Origin of the sequence: Rossellomorea aquimaris (genome assembly GCF_020171925.1) — a bacterium.
Taxonomy (GTDB): Bacteria; Bacillota; Bacilli; order Bacillales; family Bacillaceae_B; genus Rossellomorea; species Rossellomorea aquimaris_F.
The window spans coordinates 1,033,853-1,056,600 of the sequence record NZ_JAIVAR010000001.1; the positions used below are offsets into that span (position 1 = coordinate 1,033,853).

The 22,748-nt window shown below is 44.3% G+C and carries 20 protein-coding genes; 7 read left to right on the forward strand and 13 right to left on the reverse strand.

Annotation, left to right across the window (positions count from 1 at the left end):
• Positions 1 to 48: 48 nt before the first annotated feature.
• From LCM10_RS05325 to LCM10_RS20755, 7 genes are all read right to left on the reverse strand, one after another.
• Complete coding sequence (locus tag LCM10_RS05325) at positions 49 to 627, reverse strand: lysozyme inhibitor LprI family protein (RefSeq protein ID WP_224875125.1); 579 nt, start codon at positions 625 to 627, stop codon at positions 49 to 51.
• A 62-nt stretch (positions 628 to 689) separates the two neighbouring features.
• Positions 690 to 1,340 (reverse strand): hypothetical protein, encoded by a 651-nt coding sequence (locus tag LCM10_RS05330; RefSeq protein WP_224875126.1) that lies wholly within the window; start codon positions 1,338 to 1,340, stop codon positions 690 to 692.
• On the reverse strand, positions 1,337 to 1,579 hold the full coding sequence (locus tag LCM10_RS05335; RefSeq protein WP_224875127.1) for a hypothetical protein: 243 nt from the start codon (positions 1,577 to 1,579) through the stop codon (positions 1,337 to 1,339). The genes LCM10_RS05330 and LCM10_RS05335 overlap by 4 nt, the downstream gene beginning before the upstream one ends.
• A gap of 135 nt (positions 1,580 to 1,714) precedes the next feature.
• Complete coding sequence (locus LCM10_RS05340) at positions 1,715 to 1,945, reverse strand: hypothetical protein (protein ID WP_224875128.1); 231 nt, start codon at positions 1,943 to 1,945, stop codon at positions 1,715 to 1,717.
• 45 nt (positions 1,946 to 1,990) lie between these two features.
• Positions 1,991 to 2,359: a PH domain-containing protein gene (locus LCM10_RS05345; RefSeq protein WP_224875129.1), complete on the reverse strand. Its 369-nt coding sequence runs from the start codon at positions 2,357 to 2,359 to the stop codon at positions 1,991 to 1,993.
• Between the two features lie 154 nt (positions 2,360 to 2,513).
• The gene (locus LCM10_RS05350; protein ID WP_224875130.1) at positions 2,514 to 3,500 is read right to left on the reverse strand and encodes a phosphotransferase enzyme family protein; all 987 of its coding nucleotides are present in this window, start codon (positions 3,498 to 3,500) and stop codon (positions 2,514 to 2,516) included.
• A 350-nt stretch (positions 3,501 to 3,850) separates the two neighbouring features.
• A complete protein-coding gene (locus LCM10_RS20755; protein WP_318247470.1) occupies positions 3,851 to 7,936 on the reverse strand; it encodes a S8 family serine peptidase in 4,086 nt (1,361 codons plus the stop codon).
• A 345-nt stretch (positions 7,937 to 8,281) separates the two neighbouring features.
• Between LCM10_RS20755 and LCM10_RS05370 the strand changes: the two genes are divergently transcribed.
• The 3 genes from LCM10_RS05370 (at position 8,282) to LCM10_RS05380 (ending at position 11,893) form a co-directional block, all read left to right on the forward strand.
• Entirely contained in the window at positions 8,282 to 9,328 is a 1,047-nt protein-coding gene (locus LCM10_RS05370; protein ID WP_224875131.1) for an ArsR/SmtB family transcription factor, read from the forward strand.
• The gene (locus LCM10_RS05375) at positions 9,321 to 10,544 is read left to right on the forward strand and encodes an MFS transporter (RefSeq protein WP_224875132.1); all 1,224 of its coding nucleotides are present in this window, start codon (positions 9,321 to 9,323) and stop codon (positions 10,542 to 10,544) included. The genes LCM10_RS05370 and LCM10_RS05375 overlap by 8 nt, the downstream gene beginning before the upstream one ends.
• Positions 10,545 to 10,771: 227 nt before the next feature.
• A complete protein-coding gene (locus LCM10_RS05380) occupies positions 10,772 to 11,893 on the forward strand; it encodes an NADH:flavin oxidoreductase (protein WP_412103361.1) in 1,122 nt (373 codons plus the stop codon).
• Between the two features lie 124 nt (positions 11,894 to 12,017).
• On the opposite strand, the gene LCM10_RS05385 is transcribed toward LCM10_RS05380, so the two are convergent.
• From LCM10_RS05385 to LCM10_RS05405, 5 genes are all read right to left on the reverse strand, one after another.
• The gene (locus tag LCM10_RS05385; protein WP_224875134.1) at positions 12,018 to 13,589 is read right to left on the reverse strand and encodes a fatty acid--CoA ligase; all 1,572 of its coding nucleotides are present in this window, start codon (positions 13,587 to 13,589) and stop codon (positions 12,018 to 12,020) included.
• A 426-nt stretch (positions 13,590 to 14,015) separates the two neighbouring features.
• Positions 14,016 to 14,696, reverse strand: coding sequence for a DUF3600 domain-containing protein (locus tag LCM10_RS05390; RefSeq protein WP_224875135.1), 681 nt, complete (start codon positions 14,694 to 14,696; stop codon positions 14,016 to 14,018).
• A complete protein-coding gene (locus tag LCM10_RS05395) occupies positions 14,668 to 15,120 on the reverse strand; it encodes a sigma-70 family RNA polymerase sigma factor (protein ID WP_412103362.1) in 453 nt (150 codons plus the stop codon). The genes LCM10_RS05390 and LCM10_RS05395 overlap by 29 nt, the downstream gene beginning before the upstream one ends.
• Before the next feature lie 704 nt (positions 15,121 to 15,824).
• Positions 15,825 to 16,247 (reverse strand): hypothetical protein, encoded by a 423-nt coding sequence (locus LCM10_RS05400; protein WP_224875136.1) that lies wholly within the window; start codon positions 16,245 to 16,247, stop codon positions 15,825 to 15,827.
• A 115-nt stretch (positions 16,248 to 16,362) separates the two neighbouring features.
• Positions 16,363 to 16,857 (reverse strand): GNAT family N-acetyltransferase, encoded by a 495-nt coding sequence (locus tag LCM10_RS05405; RefSeq protein WP_224875137.1) that lies wholly within the window; start codon positions 16,855 to 16,857, stop codon positions 16,363 to 16,365.
• Positions 16,858 to 16,987: 130 nt separating this feature from the next.
• Between LCM10_RS05405 and LCM10_RS05410 the strand changes: the two genes are divergently transcribed.
• On the forward strand, positions 16,988 to 17,749 hold the full coding sequence (locus LCM10_RS05410; protein ID WP_224875138.1) for a DUF3891 family protein: 762 nt from the start codon (positions 16,988 to 16,990) through the stop codon (positions 17,747 to 17,749).
• 47 nt (positions 17,750 to 17,796) lie between these two features.
• On the opposite strand, the gene LCM10_RS05415 is transcribed toward LCM10_RS05410, so the two are convergent.
• On the reverse strand, positions 17,797 to 18,732 hold the full coding sequence (locus LCM10_RS05415) for a cation diffusion facilitator family transporter (protein ID WP_224875139.1): 936 nt from the start codon (positions 18,730 to 18,732) through the stop codon (positions 17,797 to 17,799).
• Positions 18,733 to 18,973: 241 nt separating this feature from the next.
• Between LCM10_RS05415 and LCM10_RS05420 the strand changes: the two genes are divergently transcribed.
• Genes LCM10_RS05420 through LCM10_RS05430 form a run of 3 tightly spaced genes read left to right on the forward strand, consistent with a single transcriptional unit; the run spans position 18,974 to position 22,738 of the window.
• Positions 18,974 to 20,461, forward strand: coding sequence for a spore germination protein (locus tag LCM10_RS05420; protein ID WP_224875140.1), 1,488 nt, complete (start codon positions 18,974 to 18,976; stop codon positions 20,459 to 20,461).
• Positions 20,458 to 21,627 (forward strand): Ger(x)C family spore germination protein, encoded by a 1,170-nt coding sequence (locus tag LCM10_RS05425; protein ID WP_224875141.1) that lies wholly within the window; start codon positions 20,458 to 20,460, stop codon positions 21,625 to 21,627. The genes LCM10_RS05420 and LCM10_RS05425 overlap by 4 nt, the downstream gene beginning before the upstream one ends.
• A gap of 19 nt (positions 21,628 to 21,646) precedes the next feature.
• Complete coding sequence (locus LCM10_RS05430; RefSeq protein ID WP_224875142.1) at positions 21,647 to 22,738, forward strand: GerAB/ArcD/ProY family transporter; 1,092 nt, start codon at positions 21,647 to 21,649, stop codon at positions 22,736 to 22,738.
• The last annotated feature ends 10 nt before the right edge of the window (positions 22,739 to 22,748 follow it).

Consider the following 22,748-nt stretch of genomic DNA (forward strand, 5'->3'; position numbering starts at 1 on the left):
AAAGTGAAGCAGGAACCCCTCCGAAGGGCTAACCTGCTTCATCGTTGTTTATTTCATATACTTTGCCACCAATGCATAGGCTCGCACTTTCGTTAACTCTGCTTTCACCGCTAAGAATTCAAGCCTCTCCATTGTTCCACCTTCATATTTCTTCGAAGCGTTCTCTGCCTTTTCATCCCTAACTTTTATCCATTTTCGCTGCTCTTCCTTTAATGGGGTGAATTCCTCTGGAGGAAGTCCTTCCTTCAAGACGCTGTAAATCACATTCAGCCAGCGATCCCAACGCGCCACTATTTTTTCTTGCTCTTCTTCCATTTCAAGTGTGGTTGAGGCATCTGAGTCATCGAGCATGCGTCTTATGTCTTCTTCTTCCTGGTTTAACTTCTTGAGGTATAGTTCTTTCATGGCTGATTCTGTCTGTTCGCCTATTTCTTCCTCTTTAGACTCTTCACTGGAAACAGTTTCGTCCACCGCTTCTTGCTCTTCTCCGTCCCCGTCATCCTTTGTTTCAACCGCTGTTGAGCTACGATCAACACTCTGCTCTCCAGTCGAATCGTCTTGACAACCTGCCACTGCCAGTAATAAAACAGCCGTGCTGCAAATCAACCCTTTCTTTATGTGAATCATTTTTTAAAACCCCTTTGTTTCGTGTGTCTTATCGACTATTAGTTGCAATTTACAGCGTCTTCTCATAAATCCCTGATTCTCTCCCCATCACTCAACCGTATATGTACCTGATTGAAACTCCCTCCATCAATATGCTTCCGAACCCCGGCAAGGTCTAATACTTCGACTAGCTCTATCGGCTGCTCCTGTTTCGGCTCAAGCGTAATGACATAAGGGCCATTCTCATTCATCAGTGACTCTTTCGGTGTGTCTTCATCCGGGAAATAAGAATCTAGGAATTCAACTTCAACCGTCATCCTTTCATTGCTGTGATTATGTAATGTCACGCTGCATTTTGCATCCATTTCGTCTTCACTGGCTGTTTCAAACTCGCATGAACCTTCACCATCATACGAAACAGCATAAACACCGCGTGCAACCGTCTCTTGATACATCCAGATCAATCCATTAGGAAGCAATAAATACGCAAAAGCAGCAATCAAAATTGCTCGAACACGATACCTTTCCAATCCGATCCCAAGTAATCCAAATGCTGCAAGTAGCAAAATGGATCCGGTAACCCCTAACGGCACATACCCATCCTGGTCCATGACGGGGATGGACATGAACTCTGCCCGCGTTTCATATTGGTCTGGAAAAGGGAAGAATAATAGCATACAAGTTGCGAATAACACACCAGCACCCACAACAGCCCACTTATTTCGAATCATCATCGTTCCCCCCTGTCAAAAGAATGATCGTTTTTTGTTTTTCTTATGATCTTAAATAGCAAACTCGCAGAAAGAAATGCGCCAATCACAAGAAGTGGAATCACCGCGAACAGAAAAACCGCATCACTCTTGTAATTCCATGGAATAAATGAGTCCCATAAGAAAGCCGTCACATTCCACAACACCATAAAACTGACAACTACAAAGAAAAAATAAACACCCTTTTCAACCAAAGTTCTCATACCAACGACCTTCCCCACCAAACCTTCAAAATACTAAAATATCACAATCCTACAATAGTTTAACATTCAAAAAACGGAAAAGGTACGTCCCTCACCACAGTAAAGCATTACTGCGATGAGGGACGTACCTTCAACTTACATGATGGCTAATGTCAGCAGGGCCGTTGTTGCAACGACGAATACGATGCTGAAGCCAAGGGGGAGTTTCCCTTCTTTATGATACGTCCGTATGGCTGTTTCTATACCGGTGATCAACCAAAAGGAACCCAGGATCAGCCAAGCCCCTTTGGAATGATCGGTAGCAGCCAGAAAAAAGCCAGCGGCAATCAGTATGATTTTGATTCCAAGAAAAAATCTTTTTAACACATTAACACTCCTATCATCTTTACTAGTAAAACGGAAAGATGATCCCTATAAAAGTGCCTCCGCTATCAACTTATCAAACTTCCTGACATCGATCCCCTTCTTCAGCTTTACCTTTATATGCCCTGACTTTGTCCAAAGCTCGACCTCCGCGTTCACATCAAGAAAACTCCCGGCATTCTCCGTTGACCACATCGTGATGGAAGAATACGGCAAAGAATAAATCTCCACTTTCTTCCCCGTCAAGCCCTGTGAATCCCTCACAATCAATCTCTTATTCGTAAAAATGGCACTATCACGGAACGTCTTATATGCAGCCACCGCATCCTCCCCGGAAACGAGAAGACTCGTCACATCATCGGGTATCGGACACTCGGATAGCAAGGTCCATTCCAAAATTCCTGTTGTTGCAGCCATTTGTCTAACCCCCTCGAAAATTGTCATTAATGTATGTATTCGACCTTTATGTTAGAAAACCCTTTTTAATAGTGGTTACCGATTAGACTTATACCTTAATGGGAATGGAAAAGCGGGCCAAGGTACCTGTCCCCATGGCCCACTCAGATATGCTTCAACGGTCGTATTTTTCAATGGATAGACGATATCGTTCAATGACACCACACAACTTCACCCGAAGATGATCAAGCCACTCAGGAAGTTCTTCCTCATTCAAATCAACGGCCCTGATCAGCTTCGCCAATGAAATGACTCCGTGTAATCTTTCAAAAAGGGAATGTTCACTGATCAAATCCAAATCTAAACTAGATTCGCTCTTGTAACCTTCGATAAATGTCTTAATGATCGGATTTTCTAAATCAAAGTCCCCCACAGCCCTCAACGCATACACAACATCTGCTGCGAACCAGTGAACGGAAGCATCATCAAAATCAAGCATCCCTACTGAATCATCATGAAACACCACATTATCTAGTTCAAAGTCATAATGGATTATGCCGTAATGTTCATTTGACATGCTTAATCCTCCCGCCAGACTCAATAGCCTGTCGCATTCTCTATGAGCAGCGGCTTCATTTATAGGTAGAATATTTTTCGCCCAAATTAATAGGTCTGTCCAGCTTGGACAATCTTCTCGATGGTCTTCTGGAAGTTGCTTGAGTAACGCATGCAATCGGCCAAGCTCCTTCCCCCAAAGAAATATGCATTCGTCGGACATCTCCTCTACATCAAACTGATTCCCTTGTAAAGCTTCGAATACAACGGCATGAAAGACACCGATATTTGTTTGGATCACTTCAAGAACCTTTCTTCTCAGTGATGGTATGGGCTTTGCAACATTCAATCCTCTTTCGGCTAGTTCAGTTATAATTTTTAATTCTGACTCAATCTTTGAATAGCCCCGCTCTGACACCTCATTGAATCTTAAAAAGTAACGTTCACCCTCTCTGCGAAACGCAAAGACAACATTTGAACTGAGCCTAACGATTGAGACAGATTCTTCATCGTATCCCCAGTGCTCAAGGATTTGATTGATAAACGATTCTCCTTTTTCACTGTAAACCATGTCCATTACTTTTTTCATCGTACTTAATTTCATCATGATCATGACTTCCTCTCTATTAAATATAGATTCATAATCAATAAGCTTTTGGGCTTTAATCCGCAAAAAAAAAGAGAGCCGCTCACATCCGGCTCCCTAGCTATTAAAGTTCGCGGAACCACCTCAGTCTGCTCCGCCTATAAGGATAATCATTTACAAGAATCAACGATGGGTAAGGAGAGACAAACTGAACTTATTGAATTCGCTATCATCTACCTCACCCCTTTCGAATTAATATACTTTATTATAAGCGATAATATTTTACAAAAAAAGGATTATTTAAAAATTTTTTACACATTCCCATCCTAAAAAGAAGCAGACCCAAACGGATCTACTTCCTTCCTAAACGATTACTCTATCCCTAACTCCTTCTTAATACTCTCCAACGTCTCCCCTTTATATGTCTGCTTAGGCGTAGGAGCCTTTGCAACGCCCGGGTCGGTTTCGAGGTAATTATATTCGACAAGTTCGAAGTCTTCTTCATTGATGACTCCGTCGAAATTCAAGTCCGCTTCCCTTTTATCCGTTCCCCAATGTTCTTTCATTGCGACCGCATCGAAGATATCGATTACGCTATCCTGATTAACATCGCCCGCATCTTGTCTTCTAAGAAGAACATCGCGCCAAGTTCCAAGGATACGATCCCCACGTTGTTCAAAGATTGTAAATGAGCTGTTCACTGGGAAGTGTCCCGGAATCTTCACTTCAATCTGGAATGGTTTGTCTGTTACAGGTAAGCCTGTTACTTCAAAAGAGTTTCTATCTACGGTGCCTTCATATTCTTTACCGTCTGCATCCGTTACGGTTAAAGAGATTGGCGCATTTGAGAAATCTTTTTGATAATCATATTTTCCATCTACACCGTAGAATCCTTGAGGAATAATGCTTCCACGCGCTTCAGAATAACTGCGTAACAATTCCACATGGTCTCCACTGTAGTAACCTTTGATATTTTTCATTTGGTCATCCGTGTTGATATAGGATGCTGATAATGCAGGTGTTTTCAATGCGTTCCTTTTACCGAATTTTGCTTCTTTCGCTTCCAGTATCACATCAAAGACCTTTGTATCGCCAGTTACCTCAAGAGTTGAATCTTCCTTAGGAGCAACGGAGATGTTTAAATTGTTTTGAACATTCGACTTTTCTTTAATCTCGTATGTGATCGCAGCTTCACTTTGAAGCTTAAATTCCGGGTTGAATACAACATCTTTCACCATCATTTCATTTTTATCATACGTAACGGTAAAGTTTCCTTCCTTGAATTTCTGAAGGTTGTTAGCCGTTACCGTAAATTTGAACTCATCTCCCGCTTTCACTTCTTTCTTATCACTCGAAATGGTGGAATACTGTGTCCCTTCCGTTACAAAGTGATTGATGATAGGTCCATCTACAGCCAGATTCCCTACTGAATCATATGCGAACATCGCAAATGGATAACGCTCCAACAGGGAACTCATTAGAACCTCTTCATCTAACCGACCCGAAGCATCAGTGAATAATGGCGTCGGACTCGGGAACGGTGAGGCCCAATAATATGTGATGAAATTGTTTGATTGATCGACATTGAAGCCCGCTTCATTCATTTCATCGATTTCTTGATCATAAAGATTCACTGAGAATGGAAGAGTTTCAGTCCCAGGTGCATATTCGTATACTCCGGTTGGCAAGCTGCTCTCCATTTTCGGTGCTGTATTATCGATGAACGTATCCGTTTCCTTTGTGAATGTTTTCCCTTTTGCATTCACGCCTACAAGCTTCAACTTATAATGTCCTTCCGGTGCAAGGGCAGGGTTGACAGAGAATGGATAGTTCTTATCCCCGGTGTACGGATAGTAGTGTCCTGAGAAAATGGGATTAAGAATGACTCTTTGCCCTTCTTTTATCCCTTTTGGATTAATGGACCCAACCAGTCCAAGGTCCTTATTCGTTGTAGGGTCCACCAATACGATGCTCAGTTTTTCCATCGGGGAACGAAGTACAAATGATCCAGGTGTAAAATTAAAGAGTGTACCAAATTGATTGTTTTGTTTTGTAGAGAAGTTAAATGCCTCAAGGTGTTCGATTCCTTCTTCCGATACCCTGATCCCAAATGGAATTTGATATTCTTCAGTTGGATCTTCACTATTCACATACTTGACGTACCCTTCGTAATAGCCTTTTTCAGCCGATGCAGGAACATCCAGGAATACTTTTGTTTTCTTCGTTTTACCTGCATTGATCGTCAACTTGTCATCAAATGAAAGAGTAACGTTGTTTTCTGCAGCGTCCATGGACTTACTTGTAAAATGTACACTCGCTTGGAACGTTTTGTTCGCTTCTCCGGTATTGGTGATTTCCAACGTACGTTGCTCATGCAATGGTTTATCATCCACATAGCTAAGTCCGAAACTCATGCCCCCTGTTCGTTCGTCAATCGTCACTTCTTCTCCGTTATAGATGGTTGCTGTTTCGTCGACAACCTGGAAGTTCACGTTTGAATGAATCGCTTCGTACGGATCCACCCTTCCGGCCCCGACCTCAAACACACTGTAATCCCCATTCAGAGGGTCGGCTGTATTCATCAGGACGGATTTCACATCAGCCGGCGTATAACGCTCATTTGATTGTAGTAGAAGCGCTGCAATCCCTGCGACGTGTGGAGATGCCATCGAGGTCCCCGACAATCGCGTATAGGCATACTTATATGAACCGTTTTCTTTATCATTGATATAAGAAGGCACGGTAGATAGCACAGACACACCAGGCGCCACGACTTCTGGTTTGATGTCATAGTTCATTTTGGAAGGTCCTCTGGAACTGAAATCTGCCAGTTTATCTCCTTCTGTTTTGATTTCCCCTAGATCGCTGAACGTGATCGCCTTACCTTCCGCCAGACTGTTCTTTAAGCTTTCACCTTCTTCTTTCGTTAGTGAGAAAGTCGGGATATAATCCATGCTTTCACCTAGGTAGTAAGGGATCTGCCCTTCTTCTTCGTTATTATTGTAAATGATGATGGCTTTGGCACCATTTTCCTTGGCATACTTGATTTTATCAACAAACGAGAGTGAGCCCCTAGCAACAAGAGCGATATTCCCATTTACCTCTTCCTTGATTCCCCTGTAACTCGTGCTTCCTCCAAGTCCTGCATCCACTACGTTGTAACTTGTCCCTTCCAAACCAGCAATATCGTCGCTAAAGTTCCTTGCCATCAATTGAAGATGAACCTCATCTGAACCATAGGAGCCGTTGAATGTAGGGATCCCGATCGGAACGTCACTTGCCCCTACTGTAAGGGCGAGCGCTGATGTTCCCGGTGAACCAAGCGTAAAATCAGCACTTCCACTATTCCCTGCGGATACCACTGCCGTCACTCCACTTAGGACGGCATTATTGACTGCGATACTTGTTGGATAAAGCGGGTCATTCACCATCGCACCGAGTGATAGATTGATGACATCCATTCCATCTTCGACTGCTCGATCGATTCCGGCAATGACATTTTCACTTGTACCGCTTCCGTATGGTCCCAATACACGATATGCATGTATTTCGGCTTCAGGGGCTACCCCTTTCACACTGAATTCGGAGTCTTCGTTATCACCTTCACCAGCAATTGTACCGGCAACATGAGTCCCATGCTCCGTATAGTACGAATTCCCACCATAAAACTCTGGCATTTTTCCATCTGTTGCCTGCCAATCCTCATAAGTGGATTCCATCGGGTCTTCATCATTATCGACAAAATCATATCCGTCTTCGTATACCCCATCCAAGTCGGGATGATTGTAATCGATCCCAGTATCAAGGACGCCCACTTTGATCCCTTTACCAGTGAAGCCCTCACTATGTAATTGATCGATCTTTAAATGCGGCATACTTTCGACTACATACTTCTCTTCTTGTTCGTCGGCACCCGTTGCAACAGGCGGTTCCACCTGCACCTCAACATCGCTCCAAACAGCCCTTACAACATCCAAATCCAGTAATTCCTGAATTTTGTTTGCAGGTACCTCTAATGAAACACCATTCATGGCGTTTTCATATGTTCTACCAATCTTATAGCCTGATTGACTTTTATCCTTGAACATACGTGCAAGTTCATTCTTCAGCTTCTTTTGATCATTGGCCACATTTCCCTTGGCCTCTTCTTTTGATAGCTGTTTCCCTTCCAATTTTGCTTTAAGTAGAGCAACCTTTTCAGGGTGATGATCCAGTTGAACAATGACCTTAATGGGATCCTCACTGTCCAGGTCTACATTCGGGGATAAAAATAGTCCTTCTTTTTCGACACTTTGAAGCTGTTTGTAGTTTTCAAGCTGCTGGGGAGTCAAATTTGAAACTGCCTCTTCGATGGAGGCTGGTTTTTCCGCTAATACATTGAATCCGGGGATATTGGCAGAGCTCATGATCATGCCGGCACCCAGGGCGTAAATCAAAACCTTCTTTTTAGTGTTCATTAAGTTATTGCAACTCCTTTTTTCGAAATTTTTCAACAACTTAACGTTACCATGCGACATTGCTAAGACGGTATTGGGAAAGGCTCCATGATGCTCGACACTACAAAGTGTGTCTTTTGTAGTGATTTTTCCAATTTACTTAGGTTCATTTAGTTAAATGGTCATAAAAAACCATACATAATATTGGGAAAACTTTAGCGATTCGACAATATCCCACAATAGAGACAGTTAGTATCACGGCCTTAAAATAAAGCTAATGAGTGAAATTTGACCGTTTATTCAAAATTAATTGAATATTACATTCGAAAATGATAGAATCATAATCACACGAAGGAGGCTCCTATTATGAAACATTTATTGCAATCAGATGAAGTTGAAACGATATCCTTGGAAGTAGAGTCGTCACCGGTTTGGGAAGTCATCCTAGGTATATCCGGCTATACCCACCGACGGCTAAGGCACACTTTTGATTTGGATGAAGAGTGGTCTCGAAGCTCATCCTCTATGCCTACCTCTTTGGTAACGAACCTGGATGAAATCGAAAAAACGAATTTCTGGTATGCGCTCATCATGCTTCAGAACAAATTTTCCTCGCAGAGCGTTCAAGAATTTTCGAACAGATTATCAGAACTTCCTGTTGTTTCTTTTTATGAAACCTTGCTTCCCTATAAAAATAGAGCCCATGAAGCGAACCGACTCCAAGTAGCCGAACAGTATATGAAACCCGGAATCTTCGAACAGTATTCTACATATTTTGAACATCATGATTTTTTAGAAGGATATATACGGAATCTCGGAGTCTATTCATATCAACAAATGAAGGATCTGCTGGTTACCATCGTGAGTGGGTGGTATGACTGGATCAGTCAAAACGAACATTGGAAAAAATGGAACCAAGCCTTGGCATACGAACAAAAACGGAACGGCTCACTTGATCGTCAAAATCCAGTGGAAGAGATCGAAAGAGTGACAGACGGGGTGAAATACCTGCCAGAGCCCACTGTCTGGAAGGTCAAACTGATCCCCCATGTTGCCTACCGACCTTGGATATTGGAAAAACGCACACCCGATACGAAACTCTTTTTCTATCCATTGAAGGATGAGTACCTTGTATCCCCTGGCACCCCTTCAAGTGAACTAATCCGCGGCCATAAAGCACTGGGAGATGAAATTCGATTGAAATTACTCTATCAACTTATGAAAGGGCCACACTCCCTACAGGAATTAAGTGTGACGTTCAACACGTCAAAAACGTCGCTCCATCACCAGCTTTCGTTACTAAAAGCAGAAAAATTCGTTGTCGTGGAAAAAGGGATTTATTCAGTGAACCCCCAGCGGATCCATACGTTTTCAGAAAAACTGAATGCTTTTTTAGGATTAAAAGATGAGTAGATTTTCGAAGTCATTTAAAGCCCTATGGATTGGGGAAGTCATTTCTGAATTTGGAGGCGCAGCCGGTGGGATCATCAATGGACTTCTATTATTTGAGTTGACGGGTTCTAAAGAATGGATGGGTGTTCTTTGGCTCATTTACTTTATCCCTTCTTTGATCTTGCAAGGAATCAGCGCGCCATTCCTAAACAATGTCGGGAAAGAAAAAATGCTGAAAACCATTCAATTGATTCGTGCAGCAGCATACCTGCTTCCCTTGGCTGGTTATGTAACTGGCTCAACGATTGGCGTGATCATCGGGTTAATCCTGCTCCAATGCCTCTTAGGATTGATGCAGCCGATATACGCAAGTCTTTCCTTCTCATTATTGCCTGACTTATGTAAGGATGAGGAGCTTGAAGATGCAAACGGGTTATTGGACGGTACCATTAGGATCATGAGCTTCCTTGCCCCTGGAACCGTTTCATTATTACTGGTTGTCAGCCCATTGCAGGTCATCTATGTTTTCTCCTCCATCATGTTCCTTGCAAGCTTTGCGGCACTCTCACGCATACCCCAAACTTCCTTGAAAAAAATGGCGGCTTGGACGAAGAAAATTTGGTGGAACGAATTGAAGGAAGGATACAGGACTTTCTTCCGATACCCACACCTCATGCGACTTACGATTCTTTCATCCACCGTACAATTCGCTGTAGGGGCAACCCTAGTGTTGAGTGTTCCGTTCATACGCGGTGACCTTCAAGGCGAACCGTGGCAATACGGGATCTTTTCCGGTGCTTTCCCTGTCGGCTATGCCCTTGGCATGATCTTACTGACCAAAGTACCAAAGAACCCCCGCACCATGTATGTTGGCTTAATCGGAGGCGGGCTTTCATTCGTATCGCTCTATTTTGTCCATTCCATCCCGCTTGCCTGGATCTGTGAATTAGGAGGCGGCTTGTTATTCCCATTATTCAATGCCCAGAATGCCGCCATGTTCCAAAGGGAAGCTCCAAGAGATCGATTGACCCAGTTGAGTGCAGTAAGACTCCTCTTCATCCGGGTGACCATGCCTTTAGGAATCTTATTTGCTTCTTCTCAGATGATCGACCTCAGTACCAGGCAAAGCTATATGGTGGTTGGTTCCGTGATCGTATTGCCGGGCATGTATTATTTCGTTGCCTCATTCTTCGGAGAGGATACTCGTTCGCTTACACCTCAGAAGAAGATTGGTTAATAAAGAAGCGTCAGTTACAAGGGTTCTGTAACTGACGCTTCTTTTAAACGCACCACTGTAACACATCGGAAAAGAAATTAGAATCAACACATCATTATGAAGCAGAAGGATGGAATAACTGAGTTACAACAAGACATATTATAAAGGTCTGCATACAGTGCAAGCTAAAATACTTAATTCGAGATTTCTTTCATGTTATGATGCGTCTATATCAACTAATAGAAAGGGTGTCTACGTTGACTCAGGAAAAACTTTTTTCACGTAAGGTCATAAAAAATAAACCATTCAAGAATCGCTATGTCGTTGCTCCCATGACCAGAATTAGTGCAGAACAAGATGGTCGTGCCAATGACACGATGGAGAAATATTACGAGCGTTTTGCCAAAGGCGGCTTCGGTGCCATTATTTCTGAGGGGATTTATCTAGACGAACGATACAGTCAAGGGTATGATGATCAACCCGGCCTTGCAACAGAAGATCACATCGAGGCATGGAAACCTGTGGTAGACGCCGTCCATAAACATGACTCTCTGATGATTGCACAACTCATGCACGCTGGTGGACAGGCACAAGGAAATGCGTACACCGATGAAACCATCTCCGCTTCAAATGTTCCTCCGAAGGGAGAGCAATTAGGGTTTTACGGCGGATCAGGGCCATTTAAAACGCCGAAAGCCATGACTCAACACGATATAGAACAAGTAAAAGATGCATTTGTCCAAAGCGCCGTCCGTGCAAAACAAGCTGGTTTCGACGGCGTTGAGATTCATGGAGCAAACGGGTATTTACTAGACCAATTCTTAACTGACTATATCAACCATCGTGAAGACCAATACGGCGGATCAAAAGAAAATAGATTACGAATCATCTTAGAAATCATTCAAGAAATCCGCGACGCCGTAGGTTCAAACTACATTGTGGGTATTCGCATCTCACAAATTAAGGTGGCAGACCCCAATCACAAATGGGCTGAAGGGGAAAACGAAGCAGAATATATCTTCTCCCAACTCGGGCAATCTTCATTAGACTATATTCACGTTACCGATGGAGATGCTAACAAACCTGCTTTTGGAGAGAATACACGCACGCTGGCTCAGGCCGCAAAAGACTTCGGGGACCTCCCTGTCATCGCCAACGGCCAGTTAGGTGACCCTGATAAGGCAGAAGCTTTGCTTAAAGAAGATCAAGCAGATTTAGTATCCTTGGGAACAAGTGCCTTAGCCAACCCGGACCTGCCTAATAAGGTGAAAAAAGGAATGGAACTAAACGTCTTTAACTTTGAAAAAATTCTTTTACCTCAAGCAAAGGTGAAAGAATTGGAGTTGGAAATGGAGATAGTCCAATCATAGTTTTATACAACACTCATCATCATAACAATACCCAATTGTGCGGACACTTTTAGAGCGTCTGCACAATTGGGTATTTTGGTTTTGCATAGGGACACTTATCTCATTGGTTAGCAGTTCTCACTATTTACTTAACCCGCCCCTCCGTCAATAACTCCTCCATCCCCTTCCTCAGCATAAACTTCTGTATCTTCCCACTGGCATTCCGCGGCAACTGCTCCACAAACACATATTTCCGAGGTCGCTTATAATTCGCAAGGCTTTCACTTTCCTTGCACCATTCATCAAGGACCTCCTCTTTTAAATCGGGATCCTTCTTCACGACAAATGCCGTCACACTCTCACCCCACCGGTCATCTGGCTGCCCGATGATCGCCACATCAAGGACTCCTTCATGGGCATGCAGCACATCCTCCACTTCACGCGGATAAATATTCTCACCGCCAGAGATGATCATGTCATCGACCCGGTCCTTGATCCATAGATAGCCGTCTTCATCCAGATAGCCGATATCCCCTGAGTGGTACCAGCCTTTATACAGTGCTTTTTTTGAGGCTTCTTCACGATTGAAATAACCCGTCATCATGCAAGTTCCCTGAACGATGATTTCTCCGCTTTCACCGGTTGGAAGAAGATCTTCCGGCTCACTCGGTCCATCTTCATTTGGTTTCACGATCCGTATTTCATGATTGACGCACGCCTGTCCGGCCGCTCCAGCTTTCCTGAGCTGATCTTCTTCAGAGAGGAATGTGATCGCAGGTCCCATCTCGGTCATCCCGTATGCCTGGACGAGCTTGATTCCAAGACGGTCATGACAAGCATGTACCAGGGACGGTGCCATCGGGGCCGCGCCATATAACCCGAGCTTCAGGCTTTCAATGTTATAGTCTGATAGATTCTCTTGTAGGATCATATTCCACATCGTCGGGGCAGCAAAGAATTTCGTTACTTTTTCCTTGTCGATCAGCTCGAGCACTTTCTTTGGATGGAATTGATGAAGGATGACATTGCTCCCGCCTGCATGGATTCTCGGCAGGAAGGCACAGTGAAGCTCGGCACAGTGGAACATCGGTGCCGTCACAAGCCCGATGTCCATATTGTCCATGCGGGTTGTCCCAATCGTGAGCATGCTCTGCTCCGCCATACTCCTGTGCTTATGCATCACACCCTTCGGCCGGCCCGTCGTCCCGCTTGTATACATGATCGCGTAGAGGTCATTTTCATCAACATCGACTTCTACAGACCTCGGCGTCGCCGAATCCAATTTTTCATGATAATCAGCCGCGTATCCCGGGGCGTCTTGATCGATGAACCAGAAAGCCGTGTGAGGAAAGCGTTTCTCGATTGACGCGATGACCGGTTCGACCGCCTTTTCAAAGAGGACGACCTTCGGAGCTGCATCATCAAGGATGAACGCGACCTCTTCTGCCTGCAGTCGGAAATTGATCGGGTTGAATACAGCCCCGATCTTGGCACACGCAAAGAAAGCGGTTCCAAGTTCCTCCGTATTGAACAGGAAGGTCGACACGCGATCACCCTTCTTCACTCCCTCTTCAATCAATGCACCCGCCAAGCGGTCCACCTCATCGCTCCACTCCCTGTATGTATAGCGGAGATCCTTCCTTACATCATAAAGCGCTTCCTTGTTTGGGTACTTCCTGACTGTCAGGTCGAAAATCTTGCCAATTGTCATGCTCATGATTATTCCTCCTTCGTATAGGTTGAAGAATAGACGAAGCCGCTGCATCGTGTTGATTTTCACTCTATTAGACTATTCTGCTAAGTAGGATTGAAATCCTTTCATTAGGATTAGAAATCGTCCGCATGAATCAATTTTCTTCAAAATGGACTCTATCCCGTGTGTAGGGACGCCTTCAAGCAAGCACTTGAAATGATGTTGAAGCTTTTAAACTAGTTCCAATCGTGTATGGATGCCTACTTGTAATGAATCTTTCAATTCTGAGTAGTAATCTTCCACTTTCACAAACTAATCTCTCGTTTCCCCCACTTATTCCATCAACCATACACATGATTCATGCAAATCAAGCAATAATCTTCCATTGACCCACACCGAAGGTACGTCCCTCACCACATTAACGCATTACCATAGCGAGGGACGTACCTTCTATTTTGATACTCTTTCATCCACTTCCCAGATGATGTCTCTAGCCTGGATGAAATCATCCTGCATATGTGCGGGGATTTGGTCTAGCTGTTGAGGTGATTGAATCCCGCTTTTGACCATAATTTCTTCATATACCATCAGGGACTCTATATATTCCTCATATTCTTCTGGTGAGAGGACGTCCATACTCGACCTCTGTCCATTCAGTCGATCAAAGTAGGGCTGAACTTCGAATAGAACCATCTTTAACTCTGTTAACCGCTGCTCCGGTACTTGTGAGTAATCAATATTCCCATTACTGTCTCCATAGTCCACTTTGGCTGCAATCAAGATTTTGATCAATTCTTTAAATCGATTGAACTCTTTATTGTCCATCTCCCCTTGTGCCTGCGAAAGCTTTGCATCAAATAATAGATACCCTTCCATCGTGGCACCGAGGAAGTGTTTTTTCACTTGTTGAAAAGAACCATAAAGTTCATCTGCCAGATAGGTTTGATACGCAAATGCACTTGGGGGCACGATGAGGGCAGCTGCCAGGACGGCAGAAATCAGTGGCTTCTTTATCCAGCTCTTCCTATTCCCAGCCTTTTCTTTCCGTGCTTTCTCCACCCCAAGCACCGAACGTTCGTGCAGCCCAGTCGGTATCTGGATCTTATTGATCTCCTGCTTGATCGAATCCACCCTTCTCATCCTCCTTATATTGCTTCCGTATCTTCCCCATGGCTCGATATAAAATCGTCTTGGCTGTTCCTAATGGAATGGAAAGCACCTCGGCTATCTCCTTGAACGAATAACATTCATAATACTTTAAAAGAACGATACTCTTTTCTTCCTCCGTCAGCTTCTCCATCATATCTTGTAACGTAATGTCAGCCAAAGGGTCGTCCATCGCAGCTCCGACAAGATCTTCATACTCCGGTTTAAGCGGGACAACGTTTGAATTCTTCTTTAAGAGATCCAATGAACAGCTGATCGCGATCCTGATCAACCACGTCTTCACGTATTCAGGCTTCTTTATCGTGTGAATACTTTTGAACGCCCGGTAAGCCGTTTCCTGAACCACATCCAATGCATCCGGCTCATTTTTGACATAGACATACGCCATACGATAGAGGTCTCCTTCAAACTGCTGAAAAATTTTAATGAACGCTTTACTGTCCCCTTTTTGCGCTTTCTTCACAATCCTTTTTATGGTTGTCTCCCCCCTTATTGTTCGGGCTTTACACTCATTAGACTTGGAACACCATCTTTTGGCTCGAATATATTTTGAAAAATTTTATTATGTAGTGATATTGGAGTGTGTAGGTTGATGTTCGTCGTCGTTATGGCGGAAGCAACTCATATTCCAGTATTTGGATATATACGCATATATTTAGATTTTGGCGCGTAAAAAGAAATTATCACGCACAAATTCAGATTTTCACGCGCAAATAAAAATTATCGCGCATAAATTCATTTTTTCGCGCGCAAATCGAATTTTTCGCGCACAAAAGCAGAATTTCCCCTCATATAAGTCGATATCCTCGGGTAGAAAACCAATCGCCCTCGTACAAAAGCCGAATTGCCCCCCATATAAGACGATATCCTTCGGGCAGAAAACCAATCGCCCTCGTACAAATCAATTTCCCCCGCACAAAATTGGAAAAATCGCAATTCCTCCCGTATACGACCTTTCGTACAAGTCACAACGCTCCCGCATTAACTCCATAATCTTCACTGTACTACCGGCAAAAACAATCCCTCACTCACAATTCCCATCCAACACACACCAAAAAAAGCAGAGACCGACATCCCTGCTTCCATTCCGTACTATTCTTTTCCCCTCAGCTTCCATCTTCGCTCGCCAAGTGCGTAGATGAGCATCATAATCACGCCTATAATAATCGCAATCGCCGATCCCACAAATCCGACTAGTCTTGCCCAACCGACAATCGTTATGGTGAATATAAATGCGAACGTGATTCCCCCAAGCACGATGGCGAGAGGTGCATTATAAGGAAATAATCGTTTCCAACAAGCAACGACGGTCGATGTCAATCCGATGAGAACGAGCGCAAAGATGATTCCACCTATCCCGAAGCTGATGTCGATTCTGGATTGCATCTCCGCTAATTCTTCGGATGAGGCAGTGCTCAAACTGCCGAATGTATTCCCAGCGCTCACCATTCCCGCTAACACTACTATCACAAGAACAGTCCAATTGATGGTTTGCACTTCTTTTTTTGCATTCAACGATAACACCCCTTATCTTAACCCTCCCTTTACCTTACAGTAAATTCCATATTAATCCAATCCTTTTTTCATAAAAACAAAAAAGAGCCCTATTAAGGCTCCACTTCCACTACTATCAAACACTCAAATGCAACACATGCTGCGGCCCTTTTGGCCCCACATATTCTTCATCCCGATCTTCGAAACCACATTTCAAATAGAGGGTATACGCCGCATGATTCCGTTTATTCACTCCCAGTACAACCTCATCGACCCCAGGGAGATGGTCACGGACGAACCCCTGCAAACCCGATAATCCTTTCTTCGCCAGTCCCTTCCCTTGATACTTGCGATCAATCGAAAAGGATGTAAGTAATCTTGCATTGGGATTCGTACTGTAACGATGTAATTTTTCACCGTCCTCCAAGGCAAAATACCCGACCGGTTCTACATCCTGAAGAATCAGTACGTGGAGCGTATTTTTAGAAATATCAGGACGATGGATCTTATCGAGTGGCATACTGGTGAACTGGAGCTGCTCATCGGGCAGGTTGAATTGTTCCAGCTGGTTCTTGAATCGATCATTGTACACTTCAAGCCTGATCTTTGGCTGAACAGAATATAAGGTCATGGAGTCACTCCAATTTTTTACTATATGAATCTATTATAATTTGTTTTTGACTATGGAACTAGCCTAAACGTCACCCGGCGTATGATATAATTCACCTTACCAATGATTATATTTGAAAGAGGTGCATACGATGATCATCCGTGAAACCAACGACTCCTTCATCATGATCAGACAGCATGACCATGCTTTTCTGTCAGGAGAAATCATCAAGCATTTTGACCACTCACTCTTACCATCATCAACGCATTTCAACGACCTCGTCTATGCCGCTTATCAGCATGACCGGAGCTGGATCGGACTCGATGACACCCCTGTCTGGGATGATGCAAACAACACACCTTACACGTTTGCCGATTATCCGCTTCTTCCGAAGATGGCGTTTTACAGGATCGGACTTGATGAGATCGAACGCGAGAACCCATACGCCGCTCTTCTTTGCAGTTTGCATTTCCATTCCTTTTTTACAAAATCAAAGAAGGAAGAATGCCTCTCCTTCATGAAAGAGGAAAGGATGAGACAATCGCGTTTGAGATCGGCCCTTCCAGAGACTGATGAAGAACTACTCCAGCAGCATTTCCGTCTGCTTCAATTCTCTGACGACCTGTCCTTATATATTTGCCTGAATGAACCCGGTGCCAGGAAAGAGGAAGAACATCCCTGGTTCAAAGACGGCTTTAAAAACACGGAATGGTTCAACCGTGGACAAGGTCCGCTTCAGGCAGAATGGGGCGGGACAAATACCATCAAGATCGACGCTTTCCCTTTCACACGAGAGTGTCGGTTGACGTTGACATATAAAAAAGTACCGAAGGAATCCATCGATGAAAAAGGGATTGCCCAAGCCTTTGAGGAATGCGATTGGCTGACAGAGACGTTTACCCTTCAAGACTGAAGGATCCCAAAATGAGTATGGGCCCTTCTCTATGAATCCATTCGCTTTCAATGCTTGTGAGGCGACTGTCCATGACCATCACACATCCACGAATCCCCGTGCGGATGATCGGCACCTTCCAACTGGATCGTCACATGACCGATTCCCAAGTGATCGAGATCATGTTCAATACATCTGAGCAAGGACTGACATTCCTCTATCGTCAACCCATCGTCGACCACCGCATGACAGGACAGCGCATTTTGTCCGGAGGTAATGCTCCATACATGCAAGTCATGGATGCCCTTCACCCCTTCGACCGCCTCAATGGCTTCGATGATTTCATCCAATTCTACATCTTTCGGGGTGCCTTCCATCAGGATATGAACCGCATCTTTCGTCACTCTCCATCCGCTGATCAAGACGAGAATCGCGACGATGACACTGGCAAGTGGATCCGCCCAGCCCCAACCGAAGAAGATGATGCATAATGCAGCAACGATTGCGCCAACAGAACCGAGTAGATCTCCCAACACATGAAGGAATGCCGCACGCAGGTTCAAATTATCCTCTGTATCCCCGCGCATCAAAATCCAGGCCACTACGATATTGACGACCAACCCGATCGACGCAATCAGGAGCATGCCTGTCGATGCCACTTCAGGCGGTTCCATAAACCGGTGGTAGGCTTCGTAGAATATGTAAATGGAGATGAGTAAAAGCGTAACTCCATTAAAGACGGCTGCCAAAATCTCAATGCGCTTATATCCGTAGGTTTTGCCGTAGTTAGCTACCTTTTCACCTATCGTGAAAGCCAACACGCCTACACCGAGCGAAACGGCATCACTGAGCATATGACCAGCATCCGACAGCAAGGCAAGGCTGTTTGTCAAAAACCCGCCGATCGCTTCGATGATCATATAGATGGTGATGATGACAAAGCTTAGTAATAATGCTTTTTTATTGGCTCCATGCGTGTGATCATGTCCATGGTCATGTCCCATCTTATCCCTCCTGCTTCTCTTCTTATTATATCTTATCCCTCCTGCTTCTCTTCTTATTATATCTTGGCCCTATTTCCTTACCCTAAAACTATTATATGAACACATTATCATATACACATATATAGCTGTCAACCATACGAAGACACCACCCGCGTTTCCTAATGTAAAAACTCCCCCTAATGGAATATCTAAACATCTGAAGCGCATACTACCATACATAGATAATTAAAGGGTGAGCGTGATGATAGAAGATGAATACATATCCTTAGAAGCCAGGGTTTCAGGGTTCCTATCGGCTCTGAACGACAGTTCCGATATTAAGTCCCGCACCCTTAGGCTTCATGATGGAGATCGTACCGCCTGTCTTGTATATATAGATGAGATTGTCGATACCAGTTCCATTCAGGAACACATCATCGATCCCCTTTTAAACAAGACAGTGCCAGGAGATAATGACCTTTTCATCCCCGTTCTGATGCACTCCATCCTGGAAGTGACGAACTTGGAGATAGTCGAAGATGCAGAAAAGGCGCTTTCTAAACTGATTGAAGGATATACTGTTCTCTTTTTTGATGGAGAGGACACCATTATCGCTGCGGATACCGTAAAATTCAAAGAAAGATCGTTGACAACACCTAAAGGCCAACGAACGACAGAAGGTCCGGATCTCGGTTTCTCGGAAAGCCGGAGCGTGAATGTTGCGTTGATCCGGAAATACATAAAGAACCCGTCCCTTCATATTGAAACCGACTCGTATGGAAAAGAGACCGCGACAACCGTATCACTCGTTTATTTAGAAAATCTAGTGGACAAAGAGATTTTGGATGATATTAAACAGAAGCTTGAACAAATGTCGTATGATTCCATCATCGGATCAAACTATATCTCCGAGTACTTAACTAAGGAATCGAAGACGATCTTTCCCCTCGTATTGAATTCGGACCGTCCGGATGTTGCGGCAGCTGAAGTATTGGAGGGGCGCGTCTGCATCCTGGTCGACGGGACGCCTTACAGTTTGATCGCCCCGGCTGTGTTCATCCAGTTTTTTCAATCAGCGGATGATTATTACGTCAACAGTCATGCCTCAAAACTGATACGCCCTATGCGGTTCATCCTTTTTTGGCTGTCCTTATATATACCCGCCCTCTATGTTGCGTTCACGACTTTCCACAAAGGATTACTGCCTGTGAACCTGCTGGTGGGGTTCCTTGCTCAGCGAGAAACGGTTCCATTTCCGACCGTTTTTGAGGTCCTGCTTGTACTGATCTTGACGGATGCGATCTATGAAGGGTCAAGTCGCCTGCCTCAGGGGGTCGTCGTCACCATTTCCCTGTTCGGGGCAATCGTGTTTGGCCAATCATCGGTGGAAGCCCAGCTTGTGCAGCCGATCACCTTGGTGATCATCAGTACATCATTTATCTTATCGAGTATCATCCCGATTGCGATTTTGAGCTACGCGACCAGAATCATAAAGTCAAGCTTGATCTTGATTGCCGCACTTCTCGGATTATATGGGCTTGCCCTATTTACGCTATTGCTTCTCGTCCATCTCTGTTATTTGCGTTCCTTCAAGGTTCCTTATCTTGCACCTGTTTCCCCTACAACGTGGAAGGATCTCAAGAAGGACGTCTTTTTCAGGAATCCAGTCCCGGATATCAACAAGAGTTTACCTCAGTTCCATAAGGAAGAGCCGATGAAAGAGAATCCTAAAAAGGGGGAAGACTCTTGAATCTGACTAACCTTCGAGTCATTGTCATCCTGTTCGTGCTGCTCGGCGCCATTGTTGTTGGCTATTTTAAGACGAATCTCTTGAATGAAGTCGAATTGGTCTCTGGACTTGGGATTGATAAGGTTGATGACCATTATTTAATCACCTTGCAAGTCTACAACCCTTCCGCCAATCAAAAAAATGCTGTCGATCCTACTGGCGGCTTTACGTATGTCCAGACAGGCAAGACCGTCCCTGATGCACTCATGAAAATACAGAAAGACACCTTGAAATTCGCCATTCTCGATACCCTCCAGATTGTCGCATTGAGTGAGCGACTCGTGAAGGAAGAAGGACTGGATGAATCACTCGACTTTTTGATCCGGGATCCGAAAGTGCCGTCACATATCAATACGATCATCGTCAAAAACTACAGTCCGGATGTTTTCCTGAAGATCTTCACCCCCCAGCAGAAGCTTTCTGCACTTTATACGAAAACAATGCTCGATAATTCCAAAAGTCTGTGGGGAAGTTTAGTGAACACATCTTCCGAAAGGATCAAAAGCATCCTAAAGGATGAGACGTCCGATGTTGCCATCCCTTACGTCGAGATTCTCGGTGATGTAGAAAAAGGGATGTCAATGGAGAATATCGAGGACTTCGCACCTGACACCATCATTGCCCTCAAAGGCTTTGCGGCATTCAAAGGAGAAAAGTTCAAGAGCTATCTGACATATAAGGAAAGTAATGTTCTTGCACTCGTGAAAGATGTCAACCAACTCACGTCCATTTCGTCAGAGTGTCCAGATGGAGATGATGAGTTCTCCATCGAAACTGTCAAGACATCTTCCAAACTGAAAGCAATGAAAGACCCTGTGTCCTACGAGCTCAACGTCAACGTGCATGGAAATCTTGAGCAGAATACATGCAATGGGGACCTTACATCGATGGATTTCCAGAAGAAGCTCGCAGGTCAGATGGAAGAAAAAATCAAGTCCGATATCCATGAATTAATAGAGAAAGCGAAGGAAGAAGATACCGATTTCCTGGGGCTGAAAGACAGCCTTTACCGGAGACACCCCCACATTTGGGAGGAGAAAAAGAAAGACGATGAGTTCCTGTCGAGTGCCAAAGTCAAGATTAATGTAAATGTCAATTTCATTCGGTTCGGCCACGTAAAGCATTAAGACGAAAGGAGACCCGAACATGAACAAAGTATCCATTTCCACGCTGGAGCTATGCTCGATGATGCTCCTCTTTTTAACCGGGAGTACGATTGTGGTTGGGTTGAATTTCAGCGCCCGGGAAGACAGCTTCCTTGCTACAATGATCGAAATAGGCTTCGGCCTTGTCTTAATTTATTTTTATCTCCTTATCGTCAAAAAAAGCTCGTGGAAAGAATTCGTCCCCCTATTGGAATTTGGGTTGGGATCGATTCTTTCCAAAGTTTTTGCCATCGTGTTCAGCTTATACTTCCTCTATATCGCCGGTCGTGTCATGAATGACTTTGCCTTCTTCACCACACAGGTCCTTTATCCGAATGCCCCCATTTGGGTGGCGTCCGTGCCTTTTTTGATCGTTGTCGGCTATTGCCTCATGTTGGGGATCGAGGCTGTATCAAGGAGTGCCGTCATCATGATGGCTTCCTCACTGTTCATCCTGGTCATCCTTTGGCTCCTCGGCTTCTTTTCCGAGGAGTTTGATGCTGTTTATTTGCTACCGTTATTCAGTCAAGGTTTCGGTCCCATCAAGAAGATGATTTTCCCTACAGGACTGACCTTCCCATACGGAGAATTGGTCGTGTTCATGGTCATCTTCCCATTAGTCAATAAAAAACAAACCATCCAAAAAGTTGTCTGGCTCCCGATTATCATAGCCGGATTGATCGTCATGATCACCATGGAGCTCATTATCGGCATCCTTCATGCCCCCTATGCCAATACATACTACTTTCCTTTTGTTAAGGCAATGGAGATGATTACGTACCTCGGTGTTGTGGAACACTTGGAGATCTTCACTTCCCTCCTTTTGATCGGAGGTGGGTTCATCAAGGTGTCAGTCTTCATTTATGCCGCTCAAACCATCCTGACCCGGCTTTTCAAACTGAAACAAAAGAATTGGCATATTTTCGCGTTGATGGCCGCCGTCTACCTGCTCTCTCTCAACCGAAGCGGGGATATCACAGAACACCTATACGTCGGATTGAAGCTCGTTCCCTATTATCTTCATATCCCGCTTCAATTTGTGGTTCCATTCCTTTTCGGTATGGTTGTACTTTTCAGGACACGTAAGAAGTAAGCTTCGACTT

Coding starts and splice junctions, on each gene's coding strand:
- LCM10_RS05325 (WP_224875125.1), bottom strand. CDS start 627: ATGATTCACATAAAGAAAGGGTTGATTTGCAGCACGGCTGTTTTATTA.
- LCM10_RS05330 (WP_224875126.1), bottom strand. CDS start 1,340: ATGATGATTCGAAATAAGTGGGCTGTTGTGGGTGCTGGTGTGTTATTC.
- LCM10_RS05335 (WP_224875127.1), bottom strand. CDS start 1,579: ATGAGAACTTTGGTTGAAAAGGGTGTTTATTTTTTCTTTGTAGTTGTC.
- LCM10_RS05345 (WP_224875129.1), bottom strand. CDS start 2,359: ATGGCTGCAACAACAGGAATTTTGGAATGGACCTTGCTATCCGAGTGT.
- LCM10_RS05350 (WP_224875130.1), bottom strand. CDS start 3,500: ATGATGAAATTAAGTACGATGAAAAAAGTAATGGACATGGTTTACAGT.
- LCM10_RS20755 (WP_318247470.1), bottom strand. CDS start 7,936: ATGAACACTAAAAAGAAGGTTTTGATTTACGCCCTGGGTGCCGGCATG.
- LCM10_RS05370 (WP_224875131.1), top strand. CDS start 8,282: ATGAAACATTTATTGCAATCAGATGAAGTTGAAACGATATCCTTGGAA.
- LCM10_RS05375 (WP_224875132.1), top strand. CDS start 9,321: ATGAGTAGATTTTCGAAGTCATTTAAAGCCCTATGGATTGGGGAAGTC.
- LCM10_RS05385 (WP_224875134.1), bottom strand. CDS start 13,589: ATGAGCATGACAATTGGCAAGATTTTCGACCTGACAGTCAGGAAGTAC.
- LCM10_RS05395 (WP_412103362.1), bottom strand. CDS start 15,120: ATGGCGTATGTCTATGTCAAAAATGAGCCGGATGCATTGGATGTGGTT.
- LCM10_RS05405 (WP_224875137.1), bottom strand. CDS start 16,857: ATGACCTTATATTCTGTTCAGCCAAAGATCAGGCTTGAAGTGTACAAT.
- LCM10_RS05410 (WP_224875138.1), top strand. CDS start 16,988: ATGATCATCCGTGAAACCAACGACTCCTTCATCATGATCAGACAGCAT.
- LCM10_RS05415 (WP_224875139.1), bottom strand. CDS start 18,732: ATGGGACATGACCATGGACATGATCACACGCATGGAGCCAATAAAAAA.
- LCM10_RS05420 (WP_224875140.1), top strand. CDS start 18,974: ATGATAGAAGATGAATACATATCCTTAGAAGCCAGGGTTTCAGGGTTC.
- LCM10_RS05430 (WP_224875142.1), top strand. CDS start 21,647: ATGAACAAAGTATCCATTTCCACGCTGGAGCTATGCTCGATGATGCTC.